The organism is Cupriavidus sp. 01L415 (assembly GCF_056400065.1).
This window is the reverse complement of sequence record NZ_JBFTSP010000062.1, coordinates 1-5953: the sequence shown is the minus strand read 5'-3', so window position 1 is coordinate 5953 and position 5953 is coordinate 1. Positions and strand designations below refer to the sequence as shown.

Here is a 5953-nt window from a genome sequence, read left to right as displayed (position 1 = left end):
GCCCACGACGTTGTTCTTCATGGTCTGGCGGTCCATCGACTGCACGCCGAAGGCCATCTGGGGCTGGTGGTCGATGATGATGAGCTGGCTGTTGCGCGGGGTCAGGACTTGCAGCTTGGCGTTCGACATGGTGCTCTCCGGTATAAAATGTGGTTCAATAAGTTTGAGGAGCTATCGGACGGCGCTTCCGGCGCTCTATTTGGCTTGCCGCTGTTGTTGTGCCGTCCATGTGCAGAACTATAGCGACCACCATCCCGGAGAAAGTGGCGAATCGCTGTCATAGTTATTCAAAATTATTGAATATAGGTCACCCCATCAAAAACTCCTCCTGCCACGGCCAAGTTGCCAAGCTGTAGTGGCGTAGCCGGTTGCATGGCTGCTTCACTCGTGAGCGGTCATAGGCAATGGCACACCGGTTGCCCGCTTCAGATCAGCGCTACCGCATCCACCGCCTCACCATAGGTTTGTGCATGCAGCGCTGCGTAGCGATCCAAGTCGGCCTTGAGGCTGGCCGGGCATGAGAACGTCAGCTTGGCGCTCTCGGTCTTGGGCAACGGCCCGAGCCGCAGCTTTCGCGTCGTATTCATCATGAGGTCCCCTGATTGAAGGACAGCGGCTGGTATGGCCGCAGCACCAGATCGCGGCTGACGATGATGCGCACGGGCAGTCCCGGCCGCTCCGTCAACGTAGGTTGGATGTTGAGATTGCGCCGGGCCATTTCCTGCCCAACCTGGTTCACGCTGTCCTGCAGGCTGCCGCGCCCGGCGATGATGACGCGATCGCCGTTCTGGCGGCTCTCTGGCGCGGCCAGCTCGGCGCCGACACCGAGCAGGGTCGTCAGCGCCGCGCTGGCAAAGATCCGATCCCAATGCCAGTCGGTGCCATCCTCCAGACCGGCATAGCCGGCCGGATCCATGCCGACCAGGTTGTCCAGCGTTAGTGAGGACGTGTCCGGCAGGATAATTCGGTTCCACACCACCTGAACCCGGCTCTGTCCATAGCTCACCTGGCTGTTGTATCGCCCAAGGATGCGCGAACCCTGGGGAATCAGCAGATGGCGACCTGTCGCGGTGTCGCACACTGGTTCCGTCACCGTTGCGATCACGTCGCCCGGCAAGTCCGATTTGATACCCGTCACCAGCGCACCGGCAATGACTGATCCGGCCATCAGTTGATATGGCGAGCCCGGCATCTGCAGGCTGCCGGAACCTCGGATTTCCGTGGCGCCCAATTTCTGGAAGGCCACCTTTTGGTCTTGCCGGTTTTGCACGGCGGTCGGTTCGGCAGGCGGAGCGACCATCGAAGCTGGCCCGGTGGCCAGTGGGTCGACGTCGGCCATGCCGCCCATCGAGTTTGGCGCCGCAACATCCGCCGGCGCCGCGGTCGTGGATTGGTTGCCCAAGCGGAAGAACACCGACGATGCCGCCGCCGCTTCCGCCTCCTTGCGCACGGCGTCGCGCTCAGCCGCTGCCGGGTCTTGGCCGGGGGCGGAGTAGCTGGCCACCTCGGGCTGCAGCGACTTGACGATAGCTGGTCCCAGGTCGCCCGGCAGCGGTGGCCCCAGCGCTGGCACCTGCGGCGGCAAAGCTGGCGGCAGCTTGGAGTAGTCAGCGGGCAACTGGTCGAGTCCCTCGGAGCGAGAGACAGGATCGGTGTTGTAGAGTTCGGCCGGGTCGCTATTGCTGCGCCTCTGCTTCGGCTGCAGCGACCACATCGTTGCCGCCACGACCGCGATGGCCAAGCCTCCAGTAAGAATGGCAAGCGTTCGTCGGTTGAGGCGCGTGACCGGGTGCGGCTGCGCCCGCAACGCTACGCTCTCCGGCGCGACCTTCGGGGCAATCTTCGGGCCAACGTCGTGCGCAGGCACATCCGCGGTGTCGTCCTGACTCATGACAAGTTCCCCCGCGAGGCACCGTCGGTACGTTCGATACGCACGACATCGCCCTTCTCACCACCCAGGCGCAGTTCGGCCGCGCCGAACAGCCGATCCACGATGTAGTACGGCGAACGAAAGCGGTAGTTGACCAGTTGTCCATCGCCTTTCGCGCCGATCACGAACAACGGCGGCAACTCACCTTGCGCGATGCCCGGCGGAAACTGGATATAGACCTTTTCACCATCATCGAAGGCGCGCTGAGGCTTCCACGGCGGATTGCTGCCGCTGATCGCATAGCGGAAGCGGATCTTCTCCAGCGAGAGGCCGGTATCGACAGGCGCGGCCTCCTGTGCGGCCCGCGCCTGGCGCTGCAAGGCCAACATCCGGTCTTTAGGGTAATCCCATGACACCGAGGCCATCCAAGTTCTTTCGGTCGACGTCAGCTCCATCAGGTAGGTACGCCGGCTGGTGGTAATCACCAGATTGGTCTTCAGTCCGGAGCGAATGGGTTTCACCAGTACGTTGACGCGCAGCGCGTCGCCACTGCCGCTGGATGTAATACCGACGATCCAGCGCACGGTATCGCCGGCAGCGACCGTGACGAGTTCCTCGCCCTCTTGAAGCGAAATCACCGTTACGCGACCAGGCGCCGCATACATCTGGTACAGCGCGCCATCGGTGAACGGCCAGACCTGGATCGCATTCACATAACCCTCGCGGGTCGGCGCAACACGCGCTTCGGCATTGGCGCGCGACACGCGCACGGTTTCGTCAGCCGGCTCCGGCGCAGGCGTGATCTCTGCTGCTTCCGGCAGCGGCTTCATCTGCGCCGGCATCGGCAGCACCTTCGGTACCTCCACCACTTCCACTGGCTTGGGTGGTTCAGGCAGCAACTGCGCCTGCGCGGGCTCGTCGAGCGAGATCGCCGGCGGCGGCTTGCCATGCGTGGCGCAGCCCGGCAGCGACGACATCGTCGTCACGAGCATAAACACGAAGGTGTAAAGGCGGAATGGCAGCTTCATGGCTTGGCTCCTTCGGAAGCGTCCAGCTCGCGGCTCCACGACAGTCCGTTGACATAGATGCCTAGCGGATTCTTTTGACTATGTCCAGATCAACATTTGGGGAACATGCCGGCCAGCATCTGGTAGCTGCTCGTGCCATCGTGCGAATTCAGCAGGATGATCTCGTTGGCCTCGCTGCCATTGATCTGACTGGCGTGGCGCAGCCGGATCATGTGCTTGGTATATTCGCGGCGGTCGTCCTGCCGCACGCGTGTCTGGCAGACCATGAAGGGTTGGAAGCCTTCGCCGCGCAGCTCGTCCAATACCGTGACGGTGGGGATATAGCTGTACCGCTCTGAACGACTGCCATGTGGGGCTTCCGCGAAGATGGACGGGGCTACGCTGCGGATTTGGTCGTCGGACAAGGGGAATTCCGAGCGCAACACCGGGGAACGGGAAGCGAAGCGGGATGCGAGTTGCATGGTGTTTCTCCTGACAAGGGTTAGCTGTCGAAAACCACCGGATTCCTAGCTTCGGAGCCCGCCTTTCGGCTTTTCCGGTGGGGTCGGCGCGGAGACTTGGGCCGGCCTCGTTGCCACCGTCTTTCCTGAGTTCATCGCCCGCGGCGGCCAGGCGCGCGCGGGGCGGGGGCCGTCAAGGAGAAAAGCGCCGGGTGGGTGCGGCCCGCAGGCGTAGCCGAGGACACGGCCCGGCGCGCCTTGATGGCACACGGCCGCGGGCTACAGTCGCGGACAAGGTGATGAGTGAAGGAAGACGGCTGGACAGGCAACCGACCGCAGTTGGCGCAGGCCCCACGCAAACGAAGCGCGCAGGCCCGGATCGAAGAACCGGGCCGTAGGTGTCAGCGATGGAAGCCCGGATGGGGCGAGACTCGCGCAGCGAGGCTCGATGCGCAGCACGAGAGCGCGACCGGCCCATCTTCTTGGCCAGGGACGCCCATCAATGGGTTCGCGCTACCATATCGGCATGCAAACGAAGAACAACACCGGGGCCGACAATCCCTTGGAGCACATGCTCCAACGATCGGACGCACTGCACGAGCGACTGAATGCGCTGCTCGACGACGCCGAGTTCGACGGCTCTCCCCGAGGCGAAGCGGCACTGTACATGTGCCTGATCGCGATGGAGCACGCTGTTGCCCTGCGAGCCCTGACGGCTTTGGGCCTGCCCACCTCCGCCGTCAGCCTGATGCGACTATAGTTCGAGGCCCTGACGCGGGCGATGTGGCTGCTCTACGCAGCGAGCGACACGGCGATTGACAAGCTGCAAACCCCGTTGACCTTGCAGAGCGAGCAGGCGGCCAAGAACTTGCCCGGCGTGAGCGACATGATCAAACAGATCGGTATGCGGGCAGGACAAGGGTTGGCGCCAACTGCCGCACATCAAATGTTGTCCCACTTCAAGGACGTGTCCTGGAACGCCATGAACTCGTTCGTGCATGGCGGCATTCATCCCTTGCGCCGCACCGCCGATGGCTTTCCCCTCCACCTGGTGCTACAGGTGCTGCGCAACGCTAACGGGTTGACCACGATGGCCGGCATGACCCTCGCGATCCTCACCGGCGAAGAGGCCATTACGAAGCCAATGAGCACGGTCCTGCCGGAATTTGCCGATTGCCTGCCGGATCTGCTGAAATGATCGAAAGGGATATGCGCCGCCCCCGAGGTGGGTCAGATGGCGATGCGGCCGGCGGATCGTGCACCAGGCGCATAGATGCGCAAGCGCTTTTCGGCTCGGAAGGTCAAGCCCCGCTAAATCGGCAGACTCAATTGAACGCGAACGTCGTATCTCGGCTCCGCAAGAGCCGCCCTCACTGGACCCTGGTGGAAGGCGACGCGCTGTCTGCGGCCGCAACGAAATAAGCCAACTGAGGTAAATACCTGGCAGAAAGCAACGTCGCGCGGCAACCATCCCTGTGCGCGCAACCACAAGATCGCGGGACGGGGTCCATCGAGTTAGAGGAACCCATTCGACTCAGCTAACGGGTCGAGAGTACGGTAGGACGCCCTCACAGATTGGCCGTATTGAAGATTGTTGCCACACAATCCGCAGCCGGTTTCGGTCAATCGACTTTCGGACCATACTTTGTAGACAATGCCAGCCAGGCGCGGCGAGTTAGGCTAGGCTGAATGTCGATGGATGACTACTTGGCATTAGCGCCACCATCGCTTCGCCCACCACACATGGGATCGCGACGCCACCCGCCGCTCGGGGCAGGTGTACCAGTATGCCCGGGAGACACTAATGTTGCTGCGCCGCCACGTCTGCCAACTCGCATTGCTAGCCGGTTTGACGCCTCTGTTCCATGGACATGCGCAGACACGGCAGCCATCTCCGGCAGACGCCACGATCAATGATGCAATTTCTGATGCAATACGTGAGGGGTCGCCCCGGTTCCAGCCCACCCCCTCGCAACCATCGTCTCTTGATGAGCAGTGCAATCAACTGGCCGAACAGATCGATGAGACTCCTCGCCGCAGTTACCGACTCTCGGGCGTGCCGGTTGAGAATAGTCAGGGCACCGAAATCTCCACGGTCCAGCGCGACCGGACGCGCAGGCAATTGCAGCAGGTGTATCGGGAAAAGTGCACGCAGTAGGCTTGCCACCACTCTCCCGCGTCGCCAGGTCGTCAAATGGAAACTCCGACAGCCTGCAAGACCTAGTCGCCTTCATCATTCGCAGCCGAGATTTTGACCACCGGTGTCAGTGACCCGCAGCTTGTAGGGCGTGATGCCCAGCACCAGGCGATTAGCGCGTTACGCCTTTCGGGCGACCGTTTCAGGTCAATATTGTGGCACTGCCAACTGGACAGCCCGGCGGCAGAGATCGGCCATGAAGCGACATTGAGGGGGACGCCTGATCCGTCGTTCGTAGGTCCATCCCCTGCGAAAAAGCGGCCGTCCATACTTCGCTGAGACGAGAGTCCACAAAGATGATTTGCTCAATACTGCTATGCCGGCAGAAGACCAGCAACGCGATAACTTTCAATCAACGCGTCATAGAGAGAAATATCCGAGCGACTCCTGGCAATGAGCTGAGCGCCAGCAACGGCGG

At 62.1% G+C, this 5953-nt stretch carries 5 protein-coding genes and 5 pseudogenes; 3 read left to right on the top strand and 7 right to left on the bottom strand.

What is annotated here, in order from left to right:
- From AC1DOX_RS30750 to AC1DOX_RS30725, 6 genes and pseudogenes are all read right to left on the bottom strand, one after another.
- Positions 1-129 (bottom strand): annotated as a pseudogene (locus AC1DOX_RS30750) (hydrolase); the annotation flags it as partial.
- A gap of 299 nt (positions 130-428) precedes the next feature.
- Positions 429-587, bottom strand: a pseudogene (locus AC1DOX_RS30745) (DUF2274 domain-containing protein); the annotation flags it as partial.
- Entirely contained in the window at positions 587-1891 is a 1305-nt protein-coding gene (locus AC1DOX_RS30740) for a TraB/TrbI/VirB10 family type IV secretion system protein (protein ID WP_477114091.1), read from the bottom strand. The gene AC1DOX_RS30740 and the pseudogene AC1DOX_RS30745, both read right to left, overlap by 1 nt.
- Entirely contained in the window at positions 1888-2898 is a 1011-nt protein-coding gene (trbG, locus tag AC1DOX_RS30735) for a P-type conjugative transfer protein TrbG (protein WP_441624621.1), read from the bottom strand. The genes AC1DOX_RS30740 and trbG overlap by 4 nt, the downstream gene beginning before the upstream one ends.
- Positions 2895-2975: pseudogene (locus AC1DOX_RS30730) on the bottom strand (conjugal transfer protein TrbF); the annotation flags it as partial. The pseudogene AC1DOX_RS30730 and the gene trbG, both read right to left, overlap by 4 nt.
- A 24-nt stretch (positions 2976-2999) precedes the next feature.
- Positions 3000-3359: pseudogene (locus AC1DOX_RS30725) on the bottom strand (DUF932 domain-containing protein); the annotation flags it as partial.
- Between the two features lie 505 nt (positions 3360-3864).
- Between AC1DOX_RS30725 and AC1DOX_RS30720 the strand changes: the two are divergent.
- The 3 genes from AC1DOX_RS30720 to AC1DOX_RS30710 all read left to right on the top strand — a co-directional run bounded on the left by AC1DOX_RS30720 (position 3865) and on the right by AC1DOX_RS30710 (position 5496).
- Positions 3865-4098, top strand: a complete 234-nt coding sequence (locus AC1DOX_RS30720; RefSeq protein ID WP_441624620.1) for a hypothetical protein — start codon at positions 3865-3867, stop codon at positions 4096-4098.
- A 9-nt stretch (positions 4099-4107) separates the two neighbouring features.
- Positions 4108-4536, top strand: a complete 429-nt coding sequence (locus AC1DOX_RS30715) for a DUF6988 family protein (protein ID WP_441624623.1) — start codon at positions 4108-4110, stop codon at positions 4534-4536.
- Between the two features lie 606 nt (positions 4537-5142).
- Positions 5143-5496: a hypothetical protein gene (locus AC1DOX_RS30710; RefSeq protein WP_441624619.1), complete on the top strand. Its 354-nt coding sequence runs from the start codon at positions 5143-5145 to the stop codon at positions 5494-5496.
- Positions 5497-5849: 353 nt separating this feature from the next.
- On the opposite strand, the pseudogene AC1DOX_RS30705 reads toward AC1DOX_RS30710, so the two are convergent.
- Positions 5850-5953 (bottom strand): annotated as a pseudogene (locus tag AC1DOX_RS30705) (TetR/AcrR family transcriptional regulator); the annotation flags it as partial.